At 63.9% G+C, this 21,528-nt stretch carries 19 protein-coding genes; all 19 read right to left on the minus strand.

Going from position 1 to position 21,528, the window contains the following annotated elements; translation table 11 throughout:
- Positions 1–36 precede the first annotated feature (36 nt).
- The 19 genes from hisC to ACWCIA_RS04410 all read right to left on the minus strand — a co-directional run bounded on the left by hisC (position 37) and on the right by ACWCIA_RS04410 (position 21,413).
- A complete protein-coding gene (gene hisC / locus ACWCIA_RS04320; RefSeq protein ID WP_454161293.1) occupies positions 37–1,131 on the minus strand; it encodes a histidinol-phosphate transaminase in 1,095 nt (364 codons plus the stop codon).
- Complete coding sequence (locus ACWCIA_RS04325; RefSeq protein WP_454161294.1) at positions 1,128–1,988, minus strand: DNA-methyltransferase; 861 nt, start codon at positions 1,986–1,988, stop codon at positions 1,128–1,130. The genes hisC and ACWCIA_RS04325 overlap by 4 nt, the downstream gene beginning before the upstream one ends.
- Positions 1,985–3,313 carry a histidinol dehydrogenase gene (hisD, locus tag ACWCIA_RS04330; protein ID WP_454161296.1) on the minus strand — a complete coding sequence of 443 codons (1,329 nt, stop codon included), beginning with the start codon at positions 3,311–3,313 and terminating at the stop codon, positions 1,985–1,987. Before hisD ends, ACWCIA_RS04325 begins: the two co-directional genes overlap by 4 nt.
- A gap of 5 nt (positions 3,314–3,318) precedes the next feature.
- Positions 3,319–3,999, minus strand: coding sequence for an ATP phosphoribosyltransferase (gene hisG / locus ACWCIA_RS04335; RefSeq protein ID WP_454161297.1), 681 nt, complete (start codon positions 3,997–3,999; stop codon positions 3,319–3,321).
- Positions 3,999–5,249, minus strand: coding sequence for a UDP-N-acetylglucosamine 1-carboxyvinyltransferase (murA, locus tag ACWCIA_RS04340; RefSeq protein ID WP_454161299.1), 1,251 nt, complete (start codon positions 5,247–5,249; stop codon positions 3,999–4,001). The genes hisG and murA overlap by 1 nt, the downstream gene beginning before the upstream one ends.
- A 2-nt stretch (positions 5,250–5,251) precedes the next feature.
- Positions 5,252–5,488, minus strand: coding sequence for a BolA family protein (locus ACWCIA_RS04345; protein WP_454161301.1), 237 nt, complete (start codon positions 5,486–5,488; stop codon positions 5,252–5,254).
- Between the two features lie 55 nt (positions 5,489–5,543).
- Positions 5,544–6,311 carry an ABC transporter permease gene (locus ACWCIA_RS04350; RefSeq protein WP_454161302.1) on the minus strand — a complete coding sequence of 256 codons (768 nt, stop codon included), beginning with the start codon at positions 6,309–6,311 and terminating at the stop codon, positions 5,544–5,546.
- A complete protein-coding gene (locus ACWCIA_RS04355; RefSeq protein ID WP_454161303.1) occupies positions 6,308–7,234 on the minus strand; it encodes an ABC transporter ATP-binding protein in 927 nt (308 codons plus the stop codon). Before ACWCIA_RS04355 ends, ACWCIA_RS04350 begins: the two co-directional genes overlap by 4 nt.
- 298 nt (positions 7,235–7,532) lie before the next feature.
- On the minus strand, positions 7,533–7,808 hold the full coding sequence (locus ACWCIA_RS04360; RefSeq protein ID WP_379743549.1) for an STAS domain-containing protein: 276 nt from the start codon (positions 7,806–7,808) through the stop codon (positions 7,533–7,535).
- Complete coding sequence (locus tag ACWCIA_RS04365) at positions 7,809–8,456, minus strand: MlaC/ttg2D family ABC transporter substrate-binding protein (RefSeq protein WP_454161305.1); 648 nt, start codon at positions 8,454–8,456, stop codon at positions 7,809–7,811.
- Positions 8,457–8,557: 101 nt separating this feature from the next.
- The gene (locus ACWCIA_RS04370; protein ID WP_454161307.1) at positions 8,558–9,382 is read right to left on the minus strand and encodes an MlaA family lipoprotein; all 825 of its coding nucleotides are present in this window, start codon (positions 9,380–9,382) and stop codon (positions 8,558–8,560) included.
- Positions 9,379–9,852, minus strand: a complete 474-nt coding sequence (mlaD, locus tag ACWCIA_RS04375) for an outer membrane lipid asymmetry maintenance protein MlaD (RefSeq protein WP_454161309.1) — start codon at positions 9,850–9,852, stop codon at positions 9,379–9,381. Before mlaD ends, ACWCIA_RS04370 begins: the two co-directional genes overlap by 4 nt.
- A 59-nt stretch (positions 9,853–9,911) precedes the next feature.
- Complete coding sequence (mlaE, locus tag ACWCIA_RS04380) at positions 9,912–10,694, minus strand: lipid asymmetry maintenance ABC transporter permease subunit MlaE (RefSeq protein ID WP_454161311.1); 783 nt, start codon at positions 10,692–10,694, stop codon at positions 9,912–9,914.
- On the minus strand, positions 10,691–11,494 hold the full coding sequence (locus tag ACWCIA_RS04385; protein ID WP_454161312.1) for an ABC transporter ATP-binding protein: 804 nt from the start codon (positions 11,492–11,494) through the stop codon (positions 10,691–10,693). The genes mlaE and ACWCIA_RS04385 overlap by 4 nt, the downstream gene beginning before the upstream one ends.
- Before the next feature lie 476 nt (positions 11,495–11,970).
- Positions 11,971–13,434: a glutamate synthase subunit beta gene (locus ACWCIA_RS04390; RefSeq protein ID WP_454161313.1), complete on the minus strand. Its 1,464-nt coding sequence runs from the start codon at positions 13,432–13,434 to the stop codon at positions 11,971–11,973.
- 144 nt (positions 13,435–13,578) lie between these two features.
- On the minus strand, positions 13,579–18,282 hold the full coding sequence (locus ACWCIA_RS04395; protein WP_454161315.1) for a glutamate synthase-related protein: 4,704 nt from the start codon (positions 18,280–18,282) through the stop codon (positions 13,579–13,581).
- Positions 18,283–18,583: 301 nt separating this feature from the next.
- A complete protein-coding gene (locus ACWCIA_RS04400) occupies positions 18,584–19,288 on the minus strand; it encodes a transposase (RefSeq protein WP_454161317.1) in 705 nt (234 codons plus the stop codon).
- Positions 19,289–19,515: 227 nt separating this feature from the next.
- On the minus strand, positions 19,516–20,196 hold the full coding sequence (locus ACWCIA_RS04405) for a response regulator transcription factor (protein ID WP_454161319.1): 681 nt from the start codon (positions 20,194–20,196) through the stop codon (positions 19,516–19,518).
- Positions 20,193–21,413: an ATP-binding protein gene (locus ACWCIA_RS04410; RefSeq protein ID WP_454161321.1), complete on the minus strand. Its 1,221-nt coding sequence runs from the start codon at positions 21,411–21,413 to the stop codon at positions 20,193–20,195. Before ACWCIA_RS04410 ends, ACWCIA_RS04405 begins: the two co-directional genes overlap by 4 nt.
- Positions 21,414–21,528 lie beyond the last annotated feature (115 nt).

A 21,528-nucleotide genomic window follows, 5' to 3' on the forward strand; every position in this document is an offset into this window, starting at 1 on the left:
AGGGACTCGTGGGAAACTCGTGAAGACGGGTGAAAATCAGGCGCCGAGGGCGCCTTTCAGGCTGTTCAGGAACGCGGAATTCTCTTCCGGCGTGCTGACCGTGACACGAATGCAATTGGCCAGCATGCCATGCATTCTACTCAAATTTTTGACCAGCACCTTCTCAAGCGCCAGTTTCTCGCAGACCGCAGCGGCGTCGGGCACGCGCAGCGAGATGAAATTCGCCGACGACGGAAATACTTCGACTCCCGGCAAGGCCGCCAGTTCGGCGGCCAGGCGCCCGCGCTCGGCATTGATGCGCTCGGCTTGCTCGTCCAGTATCTCGACATGGTCGAGCACGAATTCGGCCGCCACCTGGGTCAGTACGTTGACGTTGTAGGGCGGGCGCACCTTCTCGAACTCGGCCAGCAGCTGAGGCGCGGCCGTCATGTAGCCGAGGCGGATGCCCGCCAGCCCCAGCTTGGAGACGGTGCGCATCACGACCAGGTTCTCGAAGTCGCCGAGGCGGTCCATGAAGGTCTGGCGCGCGAAGGGCTGGTAGGCCTCGTCCAGCACGGCGATGCCGTGCTCGCCCAGCGCGTGCAGGATCGCTTCGATGTCCTCGACGGCGAACAGGTTGCCGGTCGGGTTGTTCGGGTAGGCCAGGAAGACCACGGCCGGCTGGTGCAGGGCGATCGCGGCCAGCATGGCTTCCATGTCGAGCGAGAAGTCGGGTTTCAGCTTGACGCCGACGAAATCGGCGCCCGCGAACTGGGCCGAGCGCGAATACATGACAAAGGCCGGCACCGGCGCCAGCACGGTGGCGCGCCGCTTCTGGTTGGCGACCGTGGTCGTGACGATCTGGATCAGTTCGTCGGAGCCGTTGCCGAGCAGGACGTCGTAGCCGGCCGGGATGCCGAGCTTGCTGCATACTTTGTCCTTGAGCGTCGCGTAGGACCCGCGCGGGTAGCGGTTCAGTACCGCGTCGGCGAGCCGTTGTCCCAGCTCCTCGCGCAGTGCGCGCGGCAGCTCGTACGGGTTTTCCATCGCATCGAGCTTGATGAAGCCGTCGGCATCCGGCACCGCGTAGGCGCTGTCGGCACGGATGTCTTCGCGGATGACGTTGGCGATCAGGTTGTCGATGAAGCTCATGCTTTCTCCTCGGTGGCGCGGGTGGAACGGGTAGCGCTGGCGGCGCGGATGGCCGCTTTCGCCTCGCGCGCGATGCTCTTGCGTTGTTTGATGGTCAGGGCGGGCTGCGGCGCGGCCAGGCGCTCCTCGATGATGGCGCAGTATTCCGGATTCAGCTCGAAACCGGCGTACTGGCGGCCTGTGTTGCGCGCGGCAATCGCGGTGGTGCCGCTGCCCATGAAAGGGTCGAGCACGATGCCGCCCGCCGGGCAGGACGCCTTGACCATACGCTCGATGATCTCGAGCGGCTTCTGGGTCGGGTGGTCGGCGCGCTCCGGGTGCTCGCGGTGCAGGCGCGACACGCTCCACACATCCTTCGGGTTGTAGCCGACCTCGAGCCATTTGGCGCCCACGAAAATCGAGCGCGAACGCGCCTTTTTCGTCGCTTCGTCGTAGGGGATGCGCACCGCGTCGAGGTCGAAATAATAGTCTTTGCGGTTGACGAAAAAACCGATGGTGTCGTGCACCGACGAGAAGCTGCGCACGCTGCCGCCCATGGACGGTACGCGCCGGTCCCAGATGATCTCGTTCATCATCGTCATGCGCTTTTTCAGCATCACGAAGATCTCGGGCGCGAAGCGCCAGGTGAGGAAGATGTACAGGCTGCCGTTGGGTTTGAGCTTGGGCAGCGCGGCATCGATCCACTCCTCGGTCCAGGCGAGGTAGGCTTCGACGCTCTGCTGGTCGGAGCCGTTGCCGTAGTCCTTGCCGAGGTTGTACGGCGGGTCGGTCAGGATCAGGTCAACCGCGCCATCCGGAATGCGTGCGAGGCCCGCCAGGGCGTCCTCGCAAAAGACCTGGTTGACCCAGTCCGTCATGACCGGCTGCTGGGCACGGGGTTCAGTCGCAATTCGGCGCTGCGCGCGTGCGCCTGCAAGCCTTCGCCGTAGGCGAGTTCCGCCGCCACCTTGCCCAGGGTCTGGGCGCCGGCTTCGCTGACCTCGATAATCGAGGAGCGTTTCTGGAAGTCGTACACGCCCAGCGGCGACGAGAAGCGCGCCGTGCGCGAGGTCGGCAGCACGTGGTTCGGGCCGCAGCAATAATCGCCCAGCGACTCGGACGAGAAGCGCCCGAGGAACATGGCGCCGGCGTGGCGGATCTGCTCGGCCCACTGCTGCGGATGCTCCGCCGAGATCTCTAAGTGCTCGGCGGCGATGTCGTTGGCGATTGCGCAGGCTTCCGCCATGTCGCGCACTTTCACCAGGGCCCCGCGGTCGCCCAGCGAGGTCGTGATGGTGGCCGCGCGCGGCATGGTCGGCAGCAGCTTGTGGATGCTCGCTTCCACGCGGGCGATGTAGCCGGCGTCGGGGCACAGCAGGATCGCCTGCGCCAGCTCGTCGTGCTCGGCCTGGGAGAACAGGTCCATCGCCACCCAGTCCGGGTCGGTCGTGCCGTCGCACAGCACCAGAATTTCCGAGGGTCCGGCGATCATGTCGATGCCGACCGTGCCGAACACGCGGCGCTTGGCGGCGGCCACATAGGCGTTGCCGGGGCCGACGATTTTATCGACGGCGGGGATGGTCTCGGTGCCGTAGGCCAGCGCCGCGACGGCTTGCGCGCCGCCGATGGTGATCACGCGCGTCACGCCGGCAATCGCGGCGGCCGCCAGCACCATCTGGTTTTTCACGCCGTCCGGGGTCGGCACCACCATGACGATATCCTTGACGCCTGCCACCTGCGCGGGAATCGCGTTCATCAGCACCGACGACGGGTAAGCCGCCTTGCCGCCCGGGACGTAGATGCCGACCCGGTCGAGCGGCGTGACGCGCTGGCCGAGCACGGTGCCGTCAGGCTCGGTATAGGTAAACCCTTTCAACTCCTGCTTCTGGCGCTCGTGGAACACGCGGATGCGTTCGGCGGCGGTCTGCAGCGCGCTGCGCTGGGCGTCCGGCAGCGCGGCCAGGGCGGCGTGCAGCTCGTCCTGCGACAGGTCGAAGGCGGCCATGCCGGCGGCGTTCACGCGGTCGAAGCGGTTGGTGTACTCCAGCACCGCGGCGTTCCCGCGCGCCTTGACATCGGCGAGGATCTTCGCCACGGCGGACTCGATCGCATCGTCGGTTGCGGCCTCGAAGGCCAGCAGCGCATGCAGCTGCGCGTGGAAGCCGTCATGGGTGGAGTCGAGTTTGCGGATCTGTACAGCCATGGGGTTCAGCCTTGGGTTGTCGACGCTTTTTCGAACGCCGCGATAATCGGTTGCAAGCGCGCGCGCTTGAGTTTCAGTGCGGCCTGGTTGACGACCAGGCGCGAGGAGATGTCCATGATCTTCTCGACTTCGACCAGGTTGTTGGCGCGCAGCGTGTTGCCGGTCGAGACCACGTCGACGATGGCGTCCGACAATCCCACCAGGGGCGCCAGTTCCATCGAGCCGTACAGTTTGATGAGGTCGACGTGCACGCCCTTGCTGGCGAAGTGCTGGCGCGCGGTGTTGACGAACTTGGTCGCCACGCGCAGGCGCGCGCCCTGGCGCACGGCGGTCGCGTAATCGAAGCCGGCATTGACCGCCACCGACATGCGGCAGCTGGCGATGTTCAGGTCGACCGGCTGGTACATGCCCTCGCCGCCATGCTCGAGCAGCACGTCCTTGCCGGCCACGCCGAAGTCGGCCGCGCCATACTGCACATAGGTCGGCACGTCGGTGGCGCGCACGATCAGCACGCGCACGCTCGGGTCGTTGGTCGGCAGGATGAGTTTGCGCGAGGTGTCCGGGTTTTCCAGCACCGTGATGCCGGCCGCTTCCAGCAGGGGCAGCGTGTCCTCGAAGATGCGGCCCTTCGACAGCGCGAGGATCAGGCCGTCGTCGGGCGATTGTGTTGCGATAGTTGTCGTCATTATTTGATGCGCACGATGTCGGCGCCAACCTTCGACAATTTGACTTCCATGCGGTCGTAGCCGCGGTCGAGGTGGTAGATGCGGTCGATCAGGGTCGTGCCTTCGGCGGCCATGCCGGCGATCACCAACGAGGCCGAGGCGCGCAGGTCGGTGGCCATCACGGGCGCGCCCACCAGGCGCTCGACGCCCTTGATGAAAGCGGTATTACCTTCGGTGCCGATCTGGGCGCCCAGGCGGTTCATCTCCTGCACGTGCATGAAGCGGTTCTCGAAGATGGTTTCGGTCACGCGGCTCGGGCCGGCGGCGATGGTGTTCACCGCCATGAACTGGGCCTGCATGTCGGTCGGGAAGCCCGGGTATTCGGTGGTGCGGAAGGACACAGGCTGCGGGCGCGCGTCCATGCGGGCGCGAATCGTGTTCGTGCCGATGTCCATCTGCAGGCCGACTTCGCGCAGCTTATCCAGTGCGACGTCGAAGATGTCGGTGCGGGTGTTGGTCAACAAAATGTCGCCGCCGGTGGCCGCGACCGCGCACAGGAAGGTCGCCGCTTCGATGCGGTCGGAAATGACGGCGTGGCTGGCGCCATGCAGTTCGGCGACGCCCTGGATCACCAGGCGGTCGGTGCCGATGCCCTCGATCTTCGCGCCCATGGCCACCAGCAGGTTGGCGAGGTCGGTCACTTCCGGCTCGCGCGCCGCGTTTTCCAGCACCGTCTCTCCTTCGGCCAGGGTGGCGGCCATCAGGAGGTTCTCGGTGCCGGTGACCGTGATCATGTCGGTCAGGATGCGCGCACCTTTTAATTTCTTCGCCTTGGCATGGATGTAGCCGCCTTCGATCGTGATCTCGGCTCCCATCTGGCGCAGGCCCTTGATGTGCTGGTCGACCGGGCGCGAACCGATCGCGCAGCCGCCCGGCAGCGACACCTTGGCTTCGCCGAAGCGCGCCAGCAGCGGGCCGAGCACGAGGATCGACGCGCGCATGGTTTTCACCAGTTCATACGGCGCTTCCAGGCTCGTGATGTTGGCGCCGTTCAGGGTGACGTTCTCGTCGTCCTGGGTCACCTTCAGGCCGGTCTGCTCGAGCAGCTTCAGGATGGTCTTGACGTCGTGCAGGCGCGGCACGTTCGACAGGGCGACGTCGCCGCCCGTGAGCAGGCCCGCGCACAGGATGGGCAGCGCCGCGTTCTTGGCGCCCGAGACCGCGATTTCTCCGTTCAGGCGCTTGCCGCCGACAATTTGCAGTTTATCCATGCTCAGCCTCCGTATTCTTCCGGCGTCAGGGTTTTCATCGACAGCGCGTGGATCTCTTCGCGCATGCGGTCGCCGAGCGCCGCATAGACCAGCTGGTGGCGCTGGATCGGGCGCTTGCCGGCAAAGGCGGGCGAGACGATCAGGGCCGAGAAATGGCGTCCGTCGCCTTCGACTTGCAGGTGCGTGCATTGCAGGCCGTTGGCGATGTAGCTGTGGATCAGTTCTGGAGTGGTCGACACGATAAGTCCTAAGTCTATAGTTTCAATGCGGCTCAGTGAAGTACTGGGTACGCCCTCAGTGGCGTAACTTGTAGCCGCCGCGCAGCAGGTTGATCGCCACTGCCGCGAGCACCGCGAAGAACGCGGAGACGATGGCAAGGCTGGTCCACGGCGAGATGTCGGACTGGCCGAAGAATCCGTGGCGGAACCCGTCAATCATATAAAAGAACGGGTTGAAATGCGAGACTGCCTGCCAGAAAGCCGGCAGCGAGTGGATCGAATAGAACACACCGGCGAGGAAGGTCGCCGGCATGATCAGGAAGTTCTGGAAGGCGGCCAGCTGGTCGAACTTGTCGGCCCAGATGCCGGCAATCACGCCCAGGGTGCCGAGGATGGCCGCGCCCAGCACGGCGAACACGACGATCCACAGCGGCGCCGCGAACGACAGGTGCGCGAACCAGGCGGTAATGGCGAACACGCCGGCGCCCACGACCAGGCCGCGCACGACCGACGCCGACACATAGGCGAGCAAGATTTCCCAGTGCGACAGCGGCGGCAGCAGGATGAAGACCAGGTTGCCGGTAATTTTCGACTGGATCAGCGAGGACGAGGAATTGGCGAAGGCGTTCTGCAGCACGCTCATCATGACCAGGCCGGGCACCAGGAAGGCGGTGTAACTCACGCCTGGATAGACTTCGACCCGGCCTTCGAGCACGTGGCCGAAGATCAGCAGGTAGAGCATCGCGGTCAGGATGGGCGCGGCGATCGTCTGCGTCGCCACCTTCCAGAAGCGCAGCATCTCTTTGTAGAACAGGGTGCGGAAACCAACGGAGACGAAATTCACAGGGCGCCCTTTTCCATAATTTGCAGGAAGATGTCTTCCAGGTCGGCCTGCTGCAGCTGCATCTCGTCGATGACGGCGCCGGATTCGCGCAGGCGCGCCAGGATGGGTTCGACTTCCGAATAATCGTTGACGCGCAGGCTGTACTTGGTGCCACTGAGATTGCCATTCTGGTGTTCGTCGTGCGAGACCAGGTGACGCAGCTCAGCCGGCAAGTCGCCGCTTTTCAGGTGCACGATCAGCTGCGAGCCAGACACGCGGCGCAGCAGCGCGCTCATCGTGTCGAGTGCGACGACTTGTCCGGATTTGAGCATCGCCACGCGCTGGCACATGGCCTGCGCTTCTTCGAGGTAGTGGGTGGTCAGCACGACCGTGTGCCCGCCTTCGCGGTTCAGGCGCGAGATGAATTTCCACAGGGTCTGGCGCAGTTCGACGTCGACGCCGGCGGTCGGCTCGTCGAGCACGATGACGGGCGGTTTATGGACCAGCGCCTGGGCCACCAGCACGCGCCGCTTCATGCCGCCCGAGAGCGCGCGCATGTTGACGTCGGCCTTGCTGGTCAAATCGAGGTTTTCCATGACCTCGTCGATCCACTTGTCGTTGTTCTTGATGCCGAAGTAACCCGACTGCAGGCGCAGGGTTTCGCGCACCGTGAAGAAGGGGTCGAACACCAGTTCCTGCGGCACCACGCCGAGTTTCTTGCGCGCTTCGCGGAAATCGGTGACGACGTCGTGGCCGTGGATGGCAACGCTGCCGACATCCGGGCGAATCAGGCCGGCGATGGTGGAAATCAGGGTGGTCTTGCCGGCGCCGTTCGGCCCGAGCAGGCCGAAGAATTCGCCCTGTTCGATCTTCAGGGAAACGCCTTTCAGGGCCTTGAAGGCCTTGTAGCTTTTCTCGACGCTGTTAATCTGGATCGCTGTCATTATTCTTGGAGTGGCCGCGGTGCGGGCGCACGAAGGCCGGGCGGGGAAACGACCCATTATAGGGGAAATCGGGAATGCAAGAGGCTGGCGGGTTGCCGGGGTGGTAGGGTGGGCACCCCGTGCCCACGCGGAACCGGGCGTCATCGGCGACCGTGGTGGGAAATGCGATGCTTGCGTACCGATCACGTTCCGGATGCAACCCGATACGGTATCGATGTGAAATGCGTTATTGGGACGCGCGGTTGACACGCCGCGGATGACGCAAGCTTACGCGTGGGCACGGGGTGCCCACCCTACGTCAACCCCGCGCCAGCACGCCGTCCAGACCGTACAGCTGCGTCAGCGCATCGATGTTCGCCGGCACATTGATGAAGGTAAGCTTCTGCCCCGCATCGCGGGCGCGGCGTTGCCAGGCCAGCAGCAGGGCCACGCCCGAGGAATCGGCGGCGCGCACGCCGCCGAGGTCGAACACGGTCTCGCCGGCACGAATCGCCAGGCAGCCCTGCTCCAGCGCCGCCTGGGCGGTGTCGAAGGTCAGGGCGTCGAGCGACAACATCGGATTCGCTTCGGCCATTTACTTCGGCGCCTTCAGCGGCTTGCTCGCCAGCTGCTTGTTGCGCTCGGCCAGTTTGTTGATCAGCCCGTCGATGCCCGACTTGTTGATCTCGGCGGCGAAGGTGCCCTTGTAGGTCTCGACCAGCCAGGCGCCCAGCACGTTGATGTCGTAGATCTTCCAGCCTTGCGTGCCCTTGGCCAGGCGGTAGTTCAGGGTGATCGGCTCGCCCCTGGCGACGTTCACCTGCGAACGCACTTCGACGTCGGTGGCGCCGGCTTCCGCGCGCATCGGCTTGAACTCGACGGTTTCGTTCTTGATCTGCGACAGCGCGCCCGAGTAGGTGTACACCAGCAGCGTGCGGAATTCTTCCGACAGGCGCTTCTGCTGTTCCGGAGTGGCCTGGCGCCAGAAGCGGCCGGCGGCCTGCGCCGTCATTTTCTCGGCATCCACGTGCGGCAGGATCTTGGTGTTGACCAGTTCCATGATGCGCGAACGGTTGCCGGCCTGGATGTCCTTGTCGGCCTTGACGGTCTCGATGACGTCGGCGCTGATGCGCTTGACGAGCGCGTCCGGGGTTTCATTTTGCGCGCGGGCCGGGGCGACGATGACGGTGGTGGCGAGTGCAACAGTGGCTGCGGTGGCGATCAGTTGGGCGATTGGTTTCATAAGCTCTCTTTTCTAGTTGTTTGCGGAAAAGTGGAAGTATGCGCCGCGTCCAGCGGCGTGTAATCCAACTTCATACATGCATACAATTGTTACGTTGCGTCTTACTTCCGCTGCGTCTCGGCCGGCGCCGCAGGTTCCGGCACCACTTGCGTGTTCGAGGCCGGCTGCTGCGCTGCGTCCTCTTTCGACGCCTCGTCCTGCGTCGGCGCCTCGTCGGCAGGGCCACTTTCGCCGTCGTACACGCGGCTCTGGCGGCGCTGCAGGTAGCCGTCGCGGATGAACTCGTAACGGTCGAGGGCGGCTTCTTCGAACAGGTTCGAGGCCTCGAGGATGGAGGCACGCTGGTCGATGGCGCGCACGCCGATGCCGATGTTGCGCACGTTGACCGGGGTCTTGTACGACCATGGATCGGCCGCGAAGTCGGCCGGCAAGGCAGCGGTGTCACGGACGGTAGATGGGCCCAACAGTGGCAACATCAAGTAAGGACCGGAAGGAACGCCCCACACCCCCAGCGTCTGGCCGAAATCCTCGTTGTGTTTTTGCAGCCCGGCTTCCGACGCGATGTCGAGCAGGCCGGCAATGCCGAAGGTCGAGTTCAGGGCGAAACGGGTGAGGTCGGTCATGCCGTCCTCGCCCTTGCCTTGCAGCAGGTTGTTAACCGAGCTCCAGGCGTCCGACAAGTTGCCGAAGAAATTGTTCACGCCAGTCTGGGCGAAACCAGGGAGCACCTTCTTGTAGGCGGTCGCGGCCGGCTTGAGGGCCACGCGGTCGACCGTGTCGTTGAAGGCGAAGGTGGCGCGGTTGAACTTTTCGAACGGGTCTTGCGGATTGCTCGGGGTGGCGCAGCCGGCCAGCGCGGCGCTGGCGGCCAGCGCCAGCACCAGGCCGGTACGGCGGGTTACAGCATTCGTCTTCTTGCTCTTCATTCGCTGCCTTCCTTTCCTTCGGCCGCCTTGCTGTAGATGAACTGGTTGATCAGGTCTTCCAGCACGGTGGCCGATTGGGTACGATTGATTCGATCGCCGTCGACGAGGTTGGTCGTCTCGCCGCCCGGCTCGATGCCGATGTATTGCTCGCCCAGCAGTCCTGCGGTCAGGATCTTGAGCGACGAATCTTTCGGGAACTTGTAGCTTGGGTCCAGGTCAAGGCGCACCAGCGCCTGATAGGTCTTGTCGTCGAAGCTAATGTCGCCTACCCGGCCGACCACGACACCGGCGCTCTTGACTGGCGCCTGCGGCTTCAATCCACCAATGTTGTCGAATTTTCCGGTCACGGCATAGGTCTCGGCGAACGAGAGCGAGCTCATGTTTCCTGCCTGCAGTGCGAGGAACAGAACGGCGGCAGCGCCCAGCAGGACGAACAATCCAACCCAGACATCGATGATTTTACGGTGCATAGTAATTCCTAGTATTCAGGCCGTCTGTGCGCGGCCAAACCAAACAGTTATTGTCGTATTTACTGCGTGAACATTAATGCGGTCATGACGAAGTCAAGGCCCAGCACCAGCAGCGAAGCGATGACGACGGTACGCGTGGTCGCGCGGGCGACGTCGGCCGGGGTCGGCTTGACGTGGTAGCCCTGGAACACGGCGGTGAAGGTCACGGCAATGCCGAACACGAAACTTTTGATGATGCTGCTGACCACGTCGCGGCGCACGTCGACGCCGGCCTGCATCTGCGACCAGAAGGCGCCTTCGTCGAGGCTGAGCATCTTGACGGCGACCAGGTAGCTGCCCATGATGCCGACGGCCGAGAACACGGCGGCCAGCACCGGCATGGCGATGACGCCGCCCCAGAAACGGGGTGCCAGCACGCGCTGCACCGGATTGACGGCCATCATTTCCATGGCCGACAGCTGCTCGCCGGCTTTCATCAGGCCGATTTCGGCCGTCAGCGAAGTGCCCGCGCGGCCCGCGAACAGAAGCGCGGTCACGACCGGGCCGAGTTCGCGGATCAGCGACAGGGCGGTCAGGGAACCGAGCTTTTCCTCGGCGCCGAACTGGATCAGGTTGACGTAGAACTGCAGGCCCAGCACGAGGCCGACAAACATGCCGGACACGATCGTGATCACCAGCGAATAATTGCCGATGAAGTGGATCTGCTCGGAAATAAGGCTGGGACGGCGGAAGGCGCCCGGCGAGAAACGCAGCAGGTTGAAAAACGCCCGCGTGGCAAAGCCCAGGCTTTCGATCGACTCGCGCACGGTGGCGCCGGCACTTTCAAGGAAACGCAGGATCATCGCTGCGCTCCCAGGCCGAGGTCGTCCGCCAGCGAGGTGCCCGGATAATGGAAGGGCACCGGGCCGTCCGGCTCGGCATTCACGAACTGTTTCACGTACGGATCGGTCGACACGCGCAGCTCGGCCGGCGTGCCTTCGGCGACGATCTTGCCGGCCGACATGAAGTAGACGTAATCGGCGATGGCGAAGGTTTCGTTGACGTCGTGCGAGACGAGGATGGACGTGGAGCCCAGCGCATCGTTCAGGTTGCGGATCAGGCTGGCGGTCAGGCCCATCGAGATCGGGTCGAGGCCGGCGAAGGGCTCGTCGTACATGATGAGTTCGGGATCGAGCGCGATCGCGCGCGCCACGGCGACGCGGCGCGCCATGCCGCCGGAAATTTCGCCCGGCTTCAGCTTGGAGGCATTGCGCAGGCCGACGGCGTTCAGCTTCATCAGGACCAGGTCGCGGATCAGCTCTTCCGACAGGTCGGTATGCTCGCGCAGCGGGAAGGCGACGTTGTCAAAAATGCTGAGGTCGGTGAACAGGGCGCCGAACTGGAACAGCATGCCCATGCGCCGGCGCAGGCGGTACAGGCCTTCGGTATTGAGCTTGTGTACGGTCTCGCCGCCGACCCGCACTTCGCCGCGCTGGGGACGGATTTGTCCGCCGATCAGGCGCAGCACCGTGGTCTTGCCGCAGCCGGAACCACCCATGACGGCAATGAGCTTGCCGCGCGGGAAATCCATGCGCAGGTTCGACAGGATCTTGCGATCGCCGTAGGCGAACTCGAGATCACGTATTTCTACAAGGTTAGGCACAGGGGGTAGTCGGTTTTGGGGAATCCCGTATTGTAGTGCAGAAACCACAATGCCTGCTTGGCACCCCTCAGTTTTTCGCCGTGTGCCGATGTGTAACTACAACACTAATAACCGAAAAGTCAGATATTTTTGCGCGCAAGTCCATGATTTCTATAAGGAAATTCCATGAGACATACATACATTGGTGTTTCTAAAGCAGTTTTGCCTTAAACCAACACATTTGAGGTGCATATGCAGATTGTGAACCGGGCTGCGCAAAACGCCGGTTTTGCTGCACTGCGGAAGAGGAATATGGGGGGTTTTGCAGGGGTGATTGAGGCCAGTGGCCTCGATCACGGGTTTACCGGACTCTTGAGTCCACGCGGTCATACCGTCGCGTTTCCACGGCGTTATTGGAGGCTCGACTATTTAACGCCGTACAGCGTGGGGTCATTGAAGCTGGGGGCTTCAATGACGTGCCCACCCTACAAAGACAATTAACGCGGCAGTACGGACGAGCCCATCAGGAACTCATCAACCGCGCGTGCACACTGCCGCCCTTCGCGGATCGCCCACACCACCAGCGACTGGCCGCGGCGCATGTCGCCGGCAACGAACACTTTCGGTGCCGAGGTCTGGTAGGCATTCTCTCCGTCGACCGTTGCCCGCGCATTGCCGCGCGCATCCTTCTGCACGCCGAAGGCGTCGAGCACCTGCTGCACAGGCGAAACAAAACCCATGGCGAGGAAGACCAGGTCGGCCTGCATCTCGAATTCGCTGCCGGGGATTTCGGTCATCTTGCCGTCTTTCCACTCGACGTGGCAGGCGATGAGCTTGTCGACCTTGCCGTTCTTGCCTTCGAAACGTTTGGTGGCGACGGCGAAATCGCGTTCGCAGCCTTCCTCGTGCGAGGACGAGGTGCGCAGCTTGGTCGGCCAGTAAGGCCAGACGAGCGGCTTGTTCTCCTGCTCGGGCGGCATCGGCATCAGCTCGAACTGGGTGACCGAGACGGCGCCGTGACGGTTCGAGGTGCCGACGCAGTCGGAACCGGTATCGCCGCCGCCGATCACGACCACGTGCTTGCCGGTCGCCTTGATCTGGTCTTTCACTTTATCGCCGGCATTCGCCCGGTTTTGCTGCGGCAGGAAATCCATCGCGAAGTGCACGCCCTTCAGTTCGCGGCCTGGCACAGGCAAATCGCGCGGCTGCTCGGCGCCGCCGGCCATGACGATGGCGTCGAACTCGGCGTGCAGGTCTTCGGGGAAGATCGTGTCGCGCGCCATGTTGCTGACGGTGGCAGGGAAATCCTTGCCGATCAGGACGCTGGTGCGGAAAGTCACGCCCTCGGCCTGCATCTGCTCGACGCGGCGGTCGATGAGACCCTTTTCCATTTTGAAGTCGGGGATGCCGTAGCGCAGCAGGCCGCCGATGCGGTCGCTCTTTTCGAACACCGTCACGTCGTGGCCGGCACGCGCCAGCTGCTGGGCGGCGGCCAGGCCGGCCGGGCCGGAACCGATCACGGCCACCTTTTTACCGGTTTTCACGAGGGGCGGCTGCGGCACGACATGGCCGCGTTCCCAGGCGGCGTCGGCGATCTTGCGCTCGATCGACTTGATGCCGACCGGTTCGTCGTTGATGCCGAGCGTGCAGGCCGCTTCGCAGGGTGCCGGGCAGACGCGGCCGGTCACTTCCGGGAAGTTATTGGTCGAGTGCAGGTTGTCGCTGGCCGCCTTGTAATTGTTGTGATAGACCAGGTCGTTCCAGTCGGGGATCATGTTGTTGACCGGGCAGCCCGTGTTGCAGAAGGGGATGCCGCAGTCCATGCAGCGCGCGCCCTGGACCTTGGCCTGGCCGTCGGTCAGGGTGAGGACGAATTCCTTGTAGTTCTTGACGCGTGCGGCGGGGTCGAGGTGATCTTCTTCCTGCCGTTCGAATTCCATGAAGCCGGTGATTTTGCCCACGTTGTTATCCTTTGCTTTGCCGGTGTCGGGCACCGTCTATTCTTTATGCAGCACGGCTGCGCTGATGCGGGTTGAACGCGTGGAGTAATTCAGGCCGGGGGCCTGAATTACGAGCCGTCCACCCTACGGTATGTTGTTCGAGCCTTAAGCAGCCAGTTCGATCTTGTCGTTCGCTTCTTCCATGCTGCTGTTGTGCATTTCTTCCAGGGCGCGCTTGTAGTCGGTCGGGAAGACTTTGACAAACTTGCCGCGGCTGTTGGCCCAGTCGTCGAGCAGCTGGCGGGCACGGGTGCTGCCGGTGTGCTTGAAGTGGCGCTCGATCAGGCGGCGCAGGATGACTTCGTCCGACTCGCGCTCGCCGTCGCGTGCCTGGCTGTGCCAGCCGGAGACGTCGCCCTGTTCTTTCGTCGCCACGACGCGCTCGAGGTTGACCATGGTCGTGTTGCAGCGGCCCTCGAATTCGTCCTTCGGATCGTAGACATAGGCCACGCCGCCCGACATGCCGGCCGCGAAGTTGCGCCCGGTTTCGCCGAGCACGACGACGGTGCCGCCGGTCATGTATTCGCAGCCATGGTCGCCGCAGCCTTCGACCACGGCGATGGCGCCCGAGTTACGCACCGCGAAGCGCTCGCCGGCCACGCCATTGAAATAGGCTTCGCCGGAAATCGCGCCGTACAGCACGGTGTTGCCGACGATGATGTTGTCCACCGCCCAGCCGCGGAACTCCGTGTTCGGGCGCACGATCACGCGCCCGCCCGACAGGCCCTTGCCGACGTAGTCGTTGCCCTCGCCCACCAGGTCGATCGTGATGCCGGCCGCCAGGAAGGCCGCCGCCGACTGCCCGGCCGTGCCGTGCAGCTGGATGTGGATGGTGTCGTCCGGCAGCCCGGCATGACCATAGCGCTTGGCGACTTCGCCCGACAGCATGGTGCCCACCGTGCGGTTGACGTTTTTCACCGGCGAGATGAAGGACACGCGCTCGCCCTTCTCCAGTGCCGCCCGCGCCTGCGTGATCAGCTTGTGGTCGAGCGCGCGGTCCAGGCCGTGGTCCTGCTCGCCCGTGTGGAACAGGTTGCGCGGCTCGTCGCTGTGCGGCTGATAGAAGATGTTGGCGAAATCGAGGCCCTGCGCCTTCCAGTGCGTGATCGCCTTCGATTTATCGAGCAGGTCGGCGCGGCCGATCAGTTCGTCGTAAGTGCGGATGCCCAGCTGCGCCATCAGCTGGCGCGCCTCTTCGGCCACGAAGAAGAAGTAATTGACCACGTGTTCCGGCTTGCCCTGGAACTTGGCGCGCAGCACCGGATCCTGCGTGGCCACGCCCACCGGGCAGGTGTTCAGGTGGCATTTTCTCATCATGATGCAGCCTTCGACCACCAGCGGGGCGGTGGCAAAACCGATCTCGTCGGCGCCGAGCAGGGCGGCAATCACGACGTCGCGGCCGGTCTTCATCTGGCCGTCGGCCTGCACGCGGATGCGGCTGCGCAGGCCGTTCAGCACCAGAGTCTGCTGGGTTTCAGCCAGGCCCAGTTCCCACGGCGTACCGGCGTGCTTGACCGAGGACAGCGGCGAGGCGCCCGTGCCGCCATCGTGGCCGGCGACGACCACGTGGTCGGCCTTTGCCTTCGACACGCCGGCGGCAACCGTGCCAATGCCCACTTCCGACACCAGTTTCACGGAAATCGAGGCGGCCGGATTCGCGTTTTTCAGGTCGTGGATCAGCTGCGCCAGGTCTTCGATCGAATAGATGTCGTGGTGCGGCGGCGGAGAAATCAGGCCCACGCCCGGCACCGAGAAGCGCAGGGAGGCAATGTATTCCGACACCTTGTGGCCAGGCAGCTGACCGCCTTCTCCCGGTTTCGCGCCCTGCGCCATCTTGATCTGGATCTGGTCGGCGGAACTCAGGTACTCGGCGGTGACCCCGAAACGGCCCGAGGCTACCTGCTTGATCTTCGACCGCAGCGAATCGCCCTCGAGCAGCGGGATGTCGACCGCCACGCGGTCGCTGCCGATCACGGACGCGAGCGTCTCGCCCTGGCTGATCTTGATGCCCTTGAATTCGTTCAGGTAACGGCGCGGGTCTTCGCCGCCCTCGCCCGTGTTGCTCTTGCCGCCGATGCGGTTCATGGCAATCGCCAGCGTGGCGTGCGCTTCGGTCGAGATCGAACCGAGCGACATGGCGCCGGTGGCGAAACGTTTCACGATTTCTTTCGCCGGCTCGACTTCGCCCAGCGGAATCGCACGGCTTGGATCGATCTTGAACTCGAACAGGCCGCGTAGCGTCAGGTGGCGGCGGTTCTGGTCGTTGATGATCTGCGCGTACTCTTTATAGGTGTTGAAATTGTTGGCGCGGGTCGAGTGCTGCAGCTTGGCGATCGCGTCCGGCGTCCACATGTGGTCTTCGCCGCGCACGCGGAAGGCGTATTCGCCGCCCGTGTCGAGCGCGTTCGCCAACAGCGGGTCGTTGCCGAAGGCCAGGTTGTGCAGGCGCAGCGCTTCTTCGGCCACCTCGAACAGGCCGATGCCTTCCACCGTCGACGAGGTGCCGCGGAAGTACTTGTCGACCAGCGACTTGTTCAGGCCGACCGCCTCGAAGATCTGGGCGCCGCAGTAGGACATGTAGGTCGAGATGCCCATCTTCGACATCACCTTCATGAGGCCCTTGCCGACTGCCTTCGTATAGTTGTAGGCGGCGACGCTCGGGTCCATCTCGTGCGGCAGATGCTGGGCCAGGTCGGCCAGGGTTTCCAGCGCAAGATACGGGTGCACGGCTTCCGCGCCGTAGCCGGCCAGCAGAGCGAAGTGGTGGGTTTCGCGGGCCGAGCCGGTTTCCACCACCAGGCCGGTCGAGGCGCGCAGGCCGCGGCCCACCAGGTGCTGGTGGATAGTGGACGTGGCCAGCAGGGCGGGAATCGCGACCTGCTCGCTCGAAACGTTGCGGTCCGAGACGATCAGGATGTTGTGGCCGGATTTGACGGCGTCGACCGCTTCCGCGCACAACGAGGCGAGCGAGGCTTCGATGCCGGCCTTGCCCCAGGCGACCGGGTAGCAGATGTTCAGTTCATACGATTTGAACTTGCCGCCGGTATGCAGGCTGATGGAACGCAGGCGCGCCATGTCGTCGAAGCCGAGCACCGGCTGCGACACTTCCAGGCGCATCGGCGGATTGACGTTGTTGGTGTCGAGCAGGTTCGGCTTCGGCCCGATGAAGGAGACCAGCGACATCACCATGCTCTCGCGGATCGGGTCGATCGGCGGGTTGGTCACCTGCGCAAACAATTGTTTGAAGTAGTTATACAAAGGTTTGAGCTTGTTCGACATCACCGCCAGCGGCGAGTCGTTGCCCATCGAACCGGTCGCTTCCTCGGCCAGCACCGCCATCGGCGCCATCAGGAATTTCAAATCTTCCTGGGTGTAGCCGAAAGCCTGCTGGCGGTCCAGCAGCGAGGTCGCCGCCTTTTCGCCCTGGGCCGGGGTGTGGACTTGGGACGCGCTCAGCTTGATTTCGTTGAGCTTGATGCGCACCGACTTGATCCAGGCTTTATAGGGCTTGGCGTTCGAGTAGGTGTCCTTCAATTCCTTGTCGTCGATGATGCGGCCCGCTTCCAGGTCGATCAGGAACATCTTGCCCGGCTGTAATCTCCATTTCTTGACGATCCGCGATTCCGGGATCGGCAGCACGCCGGACTCGGAGGCCATGATGACCAGGTCGTCTTCGGTGACGACATAGCGCGCCGGGCGCAGGCCGTTGCGGTCCAGGGTGCCGCCGATGTGGCGGCCGTCCGTGAACGCCATCGCGGCCGGGCCGTCCCAGGGCTCCATCATCGCGGCGTGGTATTCATAGAACGCCTTGCGGTTCTCGTCCATGGCCGTGTGGTTTTCCCAGGCTTCGGGAATCATCATCATCATGGCCTGGGCGATCGGGTAGCCGGCCATCACCAGCAGTTCCAGCGCATTGTCGAAGCAGGCGGTATCGGACTGGCCCTCATAGATCAGCGGGAACAGTTTATTCAGGTCCTCGCCCAGCACGGCCGACTTCATCATGCCTTCGCGCGCGCGGGTCCAGTTGAAGTTGCCCTTGACCGTGTTGATCTCGCCGTTGTGGGCGATCAGGCGGTAGGGGTGGGACAGCGGCCATTCCGGGAAGGTGTTCGTCGAGAAACGCTGGTGCACCAGCGCCAGCGCCGAAACGCAGCGAGGATCCTGCAGGTCCTTGTAGTACACGCCGACCTGGTCCGCCAGCAGCAGGCCTTTATAGACGATGGTGCGCGCCGACATCGAGGGCACGAAGAATTCCTTGCCGTGCAAGAGTTTCAGCGCCTGGATCGCGTGGCCCGAGGATTTGCGGATCACGTAGAGTTTGCGCTCGAGGGCGTCGGTGACCATGATGTCCGGGCCGCGGCCGATGAAAATCTGGCGGATCACCGGCTCTTTTTCGCGCACCCGCGGCGACATCGGCATGGTGTCGTCGACCGGCACGTTGCGCCAGCCGAGCACGACCTGGCCTTCGATGCGCACGGCGCGCTCGATTTCCTGTTCGCAGGCGATGCGCGAGGCGTGTTCCTTCGGCAGGAACACCATGCCAACGCCGTATTCGCCGGGCGGCGGCAGCTCCACGCCTTGCTTCGCCATCTCGTCGCGGAAGTACTGGTCGGGAATCTGGATCAGGATCCCGGCACCGTCGCCCATCAGCGGGTCGGCGCCGACGGCGCCCCGGTGGTCGAGGTTTTTCAGGATCATCAGCCCCTGATCAATAATCGAATGGCTCTTGTTGCCCTTGATATGGGCGATGAAACCAACGCCACAGGCATCGTGTTCATTGGCGGGATCGTATAAACCTTGGGCAATCATGAAAGACTCTCCACAGCATTTTCAGGGGTTGAAAGCCGAGAATAGTGCAATGCAGCAGAGGCAGCAAGAAGAACAATCAGGGTCGGAGTCGAATTAATGGATGAGATGCCGCATGATTACTTAATTGGGGACATAGCGAAACTAGGGTAAAAAAGGCTGCCAGGCTCGTTGGAAATTCAATGGAAGAGCTTACCGGCAGCAGAAAATTGCGGGTGTGGGAAAGCGGCTTGTGTGGGCGCCGATGGGCAGTGCCGCTTCGGTTGGCGGAGGGTGGTAACGCGGCATTGCGCCGCGTCAGTGATTAGTTCGATACCGTCGGCGGCGTCTTGAAGGGCCGGCCGCGCTTGGCCGGCAGGATGCGGCGCTGGGTCTGGCGTTCGAGTTGCTGCTTGAAGTCCATGGAGCCGAGCGGCTGGCCGCTGCGCACCGCCGCGCCGATCTGCTCCAGCTCGTCGGCGGCAATGCCCTGCTGGACCAGCTCGGTATAGGCGGCCTCGCGCTGGAACGGGGTATTCCCCAATGCCCAGAACAGGGCGTGGTCGGTGATGGTGGCGTCCGGCTGCAGGCCCGCATGGTGGGGATAGCTCGACCAGCGGTAGGCGGCCGGCTCCTGGCTTTCTCCCTCGCGCACCGGCGCCAGCTCGATAAAACGGCTGCACATCAGGAAATGGCGGTCGGTGTCGACCACGGACGTGCGGAAGCGCCCCTCGAACAAGCCGCCCGTGCGTGCGTACTTGCCGTTATACCAGGGAACATAAAAGCGGCCGAGCTTTTGCATCATCGCCGCCAGCCCTTCTTCGGTCTCGGGCGTGGCGAGCAGGTGGATCTGGTTCGGCAGCAGCGCGTAGGCGTGGATCGCGACCCGGTAGGAACGGCTCGCTTCCCTCAGCCAGCCGAGGAAACGCTCGTAGTCTTCGGGTTCGCGGAAGATCGCCTGGCGGTCGTTGCCGCGCTGGACGATATGGTGGGGCTGTTTGGGGAGGATGAGGCGGGGTTGGCGGGACATGGGGTGCGTAAAATGGAGGCAATGTGCCTTATTTTAGCGCAGCGGCGCGACCGTGTCCCCGATTAATTGCAGAGCTGTCGAAATGGTAGTCGACTCTGTCCCGATTTTGTGTTCTGGGGTCTCGTAGGGTGGACTCTCGAGTCCACGCGGTACAACGTGTGCCGGTCGAGAAATTGCACGCTGGCCTGCATGCTCCGAAACGCGTGGACTCGGGAGTCCACCCTACGTTAGGCCAGCGTAAAGCCTGCCGACAAACTGTAGCCTTCTCCATACGCGCTGCGCAGCGGCAACTCCTGCCCCAGCGCCGCCCGAGTTTTCTTGCGCAGGCGATAGACCAGCATGTCGACCCGGCGGCTGGCGTCCGGGTCGTCGCCGCCCATGCCGGCGACGATGGTCGCGCGCGGGACCGGGCGGGTGTTGATGGTCAGCAGGTGCAGGAAATTGAATTCCTTTTCGGTCAAGTCGATGACCTTCCCCATCAGCTCGAGCTGGCGTGCGCTTACGCGCAGGGTCCACTTGACCGGCAGCGGCGCCGGCTCGGTCGGTTTCACGCGGCGGCCGAGCGCTTCGATGTGGGCCGCCAGTTCCGGGAACTTGATCGGCTTGGTCAGATAATGGTCGGCGCCGAGCTGCAGGCCGAGGATGCGGTTGTCGAACGCGACGCGCCCGGTCAGCACGAGTAAACCGATTTCCGGGTACAGCTGGCGCATGCGTGGGATGACGGTAAAACCGTCTTCGTCGGGCAAGCCCAGGTCGAGCACGACCACGGCGGCGGGCGTGCGCGTCAGCGCCGCCCACATGTCGGCGGCCGAGGTGGCCACCGTTACTTCATGATCGAGTTCGCGCAGGAACTCGGCCATGTCTCCTGCGTAATCGTCGTTGTCTTCAACAATCAGAATCTGCGTCATCGATTGGCCATGTTCTCTGTTTCAGGTTGCCTGTCGGTGGTGGCAGGAGTTCCGGCGTCCGGATGCGGGCGCGAACGCGGAAGATTATCACTGTTGCACTCTTTTGGTGCAAGGGGTTTGGGGGCGCCGGCGACCGGCAGCCAGATCCGGAATTCGGCGCCGCCGCCGGGCGGGTGGACGAGGTTGAGCACCCCGCCGTGCACCTCGACGATCGAACGCGCCATGTACAGGCCCAGGCCGCTGCCGGGCAGGCCGTCGGCATTGCTGCCCCGATAAAACTTGTCGAACACGCGATCCTGTTCAGCGGACGGCACGCCGGGACCGTGGTCGCGCACGCTCAGTTCCAGGCCGCTGGCCGCCAGACGGCCGCCGAACGCGATGGTCGTGCCGGCGCCTGAGTAGGCGATCGCGTTGTCGACCAGCACTTTGAGCGCCAGGCGCAAGCCTTCCGGATTGCAGCGCAGCGAGTCGGGCAGGTCGCGCGTGCGGACGCTGGCGACGCGGCCGGCGGCGCGCACCTGGCCGGCGGCCTCATCGAGCAACTGGCGCGGCGCAAGCGAGGTCGGCTGGCGTTCGCTGCCGATGCCCGCCATGCGCTCGGGCGACAGGTAGTCGTCGAGCATGGCGATCAGGCGGTCGGTGGCCACCGCGATCTTGCGGTAGCGCGCACGCCGGCCTTCGTCGGCCTGGCTGCTGGTCGCTTCCAGGCGCTGGATGGCGCCGTCGATGGTCGACAGGGGCGTGCGGAATTCATGGTTGAGCATGCTGGCGAAGCGTTTCTGCTCGGCTTCGCGCAGGCGCCGCGCCGACAGGTCGCGCAGGATGCCGACCAGGGCAACGGGTTCGCCGGCGGCATCGCACATCAGCGAGGAAATGATCTCGACCGGGACCGGATAAGCGTGGGCACTGTGCAGCTCGGCTTCGCGCACCAGGCGCAGCCGGCTGCGGTCGCCCGCGCGCAGACGCCGCATGCGTTCCGGCAGGCCGGCAAACAGGGTGGCGAGCGGGCCGTCGGCCCCGGGCCGGACGCCGGCTTTCACCTCGTCCGGGGTATAACCGAGGAGCTGTTCGATGGAAGGGCTCACGTAGCGCAACTCGCCACTGGCGCAATCGATGCTGAACGCAATGTCGCCGCCGATTTCGGCAATGACACGGAACTGCTCGGCCAGCTCCAGGCTGGCGCCGCCGGAACAATCCTTGGTTGCGCTGCGGTTCATCAGACCTTCCAGGTAATGTGGAAACGCGGGCCGACTGGGAAGCGGCCGCAGCCAAGGAGTATATCGCCGCGTATGCCCCTTTGCATAGGCGGCCTTGTAGCAAGGGCAATTAATT

The organism is Massilia sp. SYSU DXS3249, assembly GCF_053668055.1.

What these genes read in the sequence shown, in the direction of transcription:
- hisC (WP_454161293.1), bottom strand. Translation starts at nt 1,131, where the DNA reads ATGAGCTTCATCGACAACCTGATCGCCAACGTCATCCGCGAAGACATC.
- ACWCIA_RS04325 (WP_454161294.1), bottom strand. Translation starts at nt 1,988, where the DNA reads ATGACGGACTGGGTCAACCAGGTCTTTTGCGAGGACGCCCTGGCGGGC.
- hisD (WP_454161296.1), bottom strand. Translation starts at nt 3,313, where the DNA reads ATGGCTGTACAGATCCGCAAACTCGACTCCACCCATGACGGCTTCCAC.
- hisG (WP_454161297.1), bottom strand. Translation starts at nt 3,999, where the DNA reads ATGACGACAACTATCGCAACACAATCGCCCGACGACGGCCTGATCCTC.
- murA (WP_454161299.1), bottom strand. Translation starts at nt 5,249, where the DNA reads ATGGATAAACTGCAAATTGTCGGCGGCAAGCGCCTGAACGGAGAAATC.
- ACWCIA_RS04355 (WP_454161303.1), bottom strand. Translation starts at nt 7,234, where the DNA reads ATGACAGCGATCCAGATTAACAGCGTCGAGAAAAGCTACAAGGCCTTC.
- ACWCIA_RS04360 (WP_379743549.1), bottom strand. Translation starts at nt 7,808, where the DNA reads ATGGCCGAAGCGAATCCGATGTTGTCGCTCGACGCCCTGACCTTCGAC.
- ACWCIA_RS04365 (WP_454161305.1), bottom strand. Translation starts at nt 8,456, where the DNA reads ATGAAACCAATCGCCCAACTGATCGCCACCGCAGCCACTGTTGCACTC.
- ACWCIA_RS04370 (WP_454161307.1), bottom strand. Translation starts at nt 9,382, where the DNA reads ATGAAGAGCAAGAAGACGAATGCTGTAACCCGCCGTACCGGCCTGGTG.
- mlaD (WP_454161309.1), bottom strand. Translation starts at nt 9,852, where the DNA reads ATGCACCGTAAAATCATCGATGTCTGGGTTGGATTGTTCGTCCTGCTG.
- mlaE (WP_454161311.1), bottom strand. Translation starts at nt 10,694, where the DNA reads ATGATCCTGCGTTTCCTTGAAAGTGCCGGCGCCACCGTGCGCGAGTCG.
- ACWCIA_RS04395 (WP_454161315.1), bottom strand. Translation starts at nt 18,282, where the DNA reads ATGATTGCCCAAGGTTTATACGATCCCGCCAATGAACACGATGCCTGT.
- ACWCIA_RS04400 (WP_454161317.1), bottom strand. Translation starts at nt 19,288, where the DNA reads ATGTCCCGCCAACCCCGCCTCATCCTCCCCAAACAGCCCCACCATATC.
- ACWCIA_RS04405 (WP_454161319.1), bottom strand. Translation starts at nt 20,196, where the DNA reads ATGACGCAGATTCTGATTGTTGAAGACAACGACGATTACGCAGGAGAC.
- ACWCIA_RS04410 (WP_454161321.1), bottom strand. Translation starts at nt 21,413, where the DNA reads ATGAACCGCAGCGCAACCAAGGATTGTTCCGGCGGCGCCAGCCTGGAG.